The organism is Candidatus Stygibacter australis (genome assembly GCA_030765845.1).
Classification (GTDB): domain Bacteria; phylum Cloacimonadota; class Cloacimonadia; order Cloacimonadales; family TCS61; genus Stygibacter; species Stygibacter australis.
In genome coordinates this window covers 1-3680 of sequence record JAVCDJ010000081.1, presented here as the reverse complement: position 1 = coordinate 3680, position 3680 = coordinate 1, and the positions used below count along the sequence as shown (strand labels likewise).

Sequence of the window (3680 nt, the reverse complement as noted above, 5' to 3'; positions counted from 1 at the left end):
AGTGATGGATCCGGTCACATCTGTGGTCCTGAAATAGAACTGGGGACGATAACCTGTGAAAAATGGTTTATGTCTGCCGCCCTCGTCTTTGGTCAGGATATAAGTCTTGCCACTGAACTTGGTGTGAGGATTCACTGATTTTGGCTTAGCCAATACCATTCCACGCTCGATCTCATCCTTAGCCATTCCACGTAAAAGAATTCCTACGTTGTCTCCTGCTTCTCCACGATCAAGTATCTTACGGAACATCTCTACTCCAGTACATACTGTTTCCACGGTTTCACGGATTCCCACGCGTTCGATCTTCTCACCAACTTTCACTACACCACGTTCAATTCTACCAGTGGCAACTGTTCCACGTCCCTGAATTGAGAATACATCCTCGACAGGAAGCAGGAAAGGAAGGTCGGTCTGACGTTCTGGAATCGGCACATAAGCGTCAACTTCGTCCATTAATTTCTGGATAGCCTGTTCACCCAATGGTCCAGGATCTCCATTCAAAGCTAATAAGGCTGATCCTGTGATGATTGGAATGTCATCTCCAGGAAATTCATACTCAGTAAGCAATTCACGAACTTCAAGCTCTACAAGCTCCAAAAGCTCTTCATCATCTACCATGTCAGCTTTATTCAAAAATACTACCATTGCTGGTACGCCAACCTGTCTGGCCAGAAGAATATGCTCTCTGGTCTGAGGCATTGGCCCATCTGCTGCGCTAACAACGAGTATAGCACCATCCATCTGGGCAGCACCAGTGATCATGTTCTTTACATAATCAGCATGACCAGGGCAATCCACGTGAGCATAATGACGATTTGCCGTTTGATATTCAACGTGTGCTGTTGCGATAGTTATTCCACGTTCCTTTTCTTCGGGAGCATTATCAATGCTGTCAAAACTGGCGAAATCTGCTCCACCTGACTTACTCAGATAAAGAGTAATAGCAGCTGTTAATGTCGTTTTCCCATGATCAACATGGCCAATTGTGCCAATATTAACATGAGGTTTATCTCGTACAAATTTCTGCTTTGCCATAGTTCCTCCTTGGTATTAATACCACATACATATTTAATTCTTCTTCTTTTTCTTCTAATTTATTTTTTTTCTCATGGTGCTCATTAACGGACTCGAACCGTTGACCTCATCCTTACCAAGGATGCGCTCTACCGCCTGAGCTAAATGAGCACAACTTAGACAATATTTAAAAATGGAGCGAGGAACGGGTCTCGAACCCGCGACCCTCAGCTTGGAAGGCTGATGCTCTACCAATTGAGCTACCCTCGCTCATAAACAAATCTGGTGGAGGGGGGAGGATTCGAACCTCCGAAGTCGTCTGACGACAGATTTACAGTCTGTTCCCTTTGGCCGCTCGGGAACCCCTCCACATTTATTGATGTTTATTATTATTTATGGTGCCAGCGGTAGGAATCGAACCCACAACCTACGCATTACAAGTGCGTTGCTCTACCGTTGAGCCACGCTGGCTTACCTCATTTTGGGTTGTGCCAAACAGCTTTCTATTAATTCTGCTGTCAACTCTTTTTTAACCACGCTATCCATCTTATAACGATCAATACTTAGAGATGACAGAAAATTGTGTCCTCTAAAATATGTCAATTACTTTCTTGACTGGTATATCTCCTGCATTACTATCTTTTTATTTGCCAATATTATAGTTTATTTATTTATCTCAATCTTCACCCTTTTTGCCTGATATCACCCATTCCCGAAATTTTACCAGAATTTCTGAGATTTTTTTATTTCTCCTGATCTCTGCTATCTTTCTCACTTTTCGAAGAACACATCATCAAAATGTACTCCTAAATTTACTTCATCAAAATTGCCTATCTGGTTTTCTGTTATCCCTCTCTACAATCTACTGTAATATATCAATATCTAAGGAATCTGTTTCTGTATTATAAGTAGCCTGTAATTTAGGGATCATTCCCTCCTTACTCACAAAGTTCCCTGTTCCCATTATAGTGAGAAGAGTGTCATTTGCTGAAATATTATAGGTTCCATGTTCCAGGTTTTGAGTTTTCAGATTATTTATCTGCACGAAATCTTCCATACTGTATTCGCCATTATTTTGAAGATACCACTGTTGCGCTGAATAGATGATTTCAGCAGAGTGATTTACATTTCTCTGACGATAAAAGTTCAGCTTTTGAGTATCTATCATATTATTATAAACCGAGATTTGCTGGTTATCGATATACAGATTAATAATAATTGCTAATACTGGTACAGTCCAGAAAAATGCCAGGTAATTCTTTGGTCGGTTATCTCTTTTACGGATTAATAAACCAAATATTAAAAGCAGGATCATGATACCGATTATGATCACAATTCCTTCAAAATAAAAAGATAAAGTAGCGTTTATAGGCGGATAATACAAGATTGGCGGATACTTGATGAAAGTGATCAGGTTTTTGACAAAATAAATCAATAGAAATCCGCTGCCTGCCAGAATTAAAATAGACAAAAGCAGACGATATATTATCTGAGACCTTTGAAGCAAAAGTGGAGAAGTATCATTATCTTCAGCTTTGTGTGTCTTTTTCAAGAGCTCCTTTCCCAAAATAAAGATAAAAAATAAACCTAATATGGACAGTATTGAAGAAATGATCCTGTTTATGGAATAATTGGTAAATACTTTCTTAGCTAAGTTAATAACCATCTTGTGGAGAATCATTCCATAAGCTTGTAACAGCCAGGAACTCCCGTGTGGTTCTTTACTTTTTTGAATGTAGGCGCTTAAATCCACATCTACCTGCTCTCCCAGATCTATCAGTTTTTCATAATCAAAATCTTCAATATTGGTCGGCTCTTCCAAAAATTCTTCCGTAAAAATACTGTCCGCTATATCACCATGTTTATTGAAACCGATCACAGCTTCATCTACGATGTTTTTTACGAGAAAATAATAACTAAAATAAGGGATGGCAGCAATTAGAATTATACTGGCTACTGCCATTATGATAATTCTATTAACTAATAAGACTGAGATTTTCATAATCTTCCTCCTGAGTTATATTGTATGCTTCTGGGAAAATGTCAATTTAAGAAAAATTGACAAATATGATGCATATGTGCACTTTTATGTTGCAAAATTTGGAAACTTGCAACGATATCCATCTACTGTAATATCTCAATAGCTGAGGAATCTGTTACTGTATTATAAGTAGCCTGTAATTTGGGGGAAATTCCCTCCTTACTCACAAAGTTCCCTGTTCCCATTATAGTGAGAAGAGTGTCATTTGCTGAAATATTATAGGTTCCGTGTTCCAGGTTTTGAGTTTTCAGATTATTTTGCTGCACGAAATCTTCCATACTGTATTCGCCATTATTTTGAAGATACCATTGTTGTGCTGAATAGATGATATCAGCAGAGTGATATACATTTCTCTGACGATAAGAGTGCAGTTTTTGAGTATCTATCATAGTATTATGAACTGAGATTTGCTGGTTATCAATATACAGATTAAAAATAATAGCTAATACTGGTACAGTCCAGAAAAATGCCAGGTAATTCTTTGGTCGGTTATCTCTTTTACGGATTAATAAACCAAATATTAAAAGCAGGATCATGATACCGATTATGATCACAATTCCTTCAAAATAAAAAGATAAAGTAGCGTTTATAGGCGGATAATACAAGATCGGCGGATACTTGATGA

General features: G+C 38.2%; 3 protein-coding genes and 4 tRNA genes. All 7 read right to left on the bottom strand.

The features are described 5' to 3' along the window. Positions 1-1035 (bottom strand): elongation factor Tu (gene tuf, locus RAO94_04705; protein ID MDP8321632.1); only part of this gene is annotated, 1035 nt, incomplete at its 3' end. A 74-nt stretch (positions 1036-1109) separates the two neighbouring features. Further along, positions 1110-1185 (bottom strand) — tRNA-Thr (locus tag RAO94_04700). Positions 1186-1208: 23 nt separating this feature from the next. Next, positions 1209-1284: transfer RNA gene (locus RAO94_04695), tRNA-Gly, on the bottom strand. Positions 1285-1297: 13 nt separating this feature from the next. Continuing rightward, positions 1298-1383, bottom strand: a tRNA-Tyr gene (locus tag RAO94_04690). Positions 1384-1410: 27 nt separating this feature from the next. Beyond that, positions 1411-1485 (bottom strand) — tRNA-Thr (locus RAO94_04685). A gap of 391 nt (positions 1486-1876) precedes the next feature. Further along, a complete protein-coding gene (locus tag RAO94_04680) occupies positions 1877-3016 on the bottom strand; it encodes a hypothetical protein (GenBank protein ID MDP8321631.1) in 1140 nt (379 codons plus the stop codon). Positions 3017-3138: 122 nt separating this feature from the next. Beyond that, positions 3139-3680, bottom strand: a 542-nt coding sequence (locus RAO94_04675; protein ID MDP8321630.1) for a hypothetical protein, incomplete at its 5' end; no start/stop codon positions are given.

What these genes read in the sequence shown, in the direction of transcription:
- RAO94_04680 (MDP8321631.1), bottom strand. Translation starts at nt 3,016, where the DNA reads ATGAAAATCTCAGTCTTATTAGTTAATAGAATTATCATAATGGCAGTA.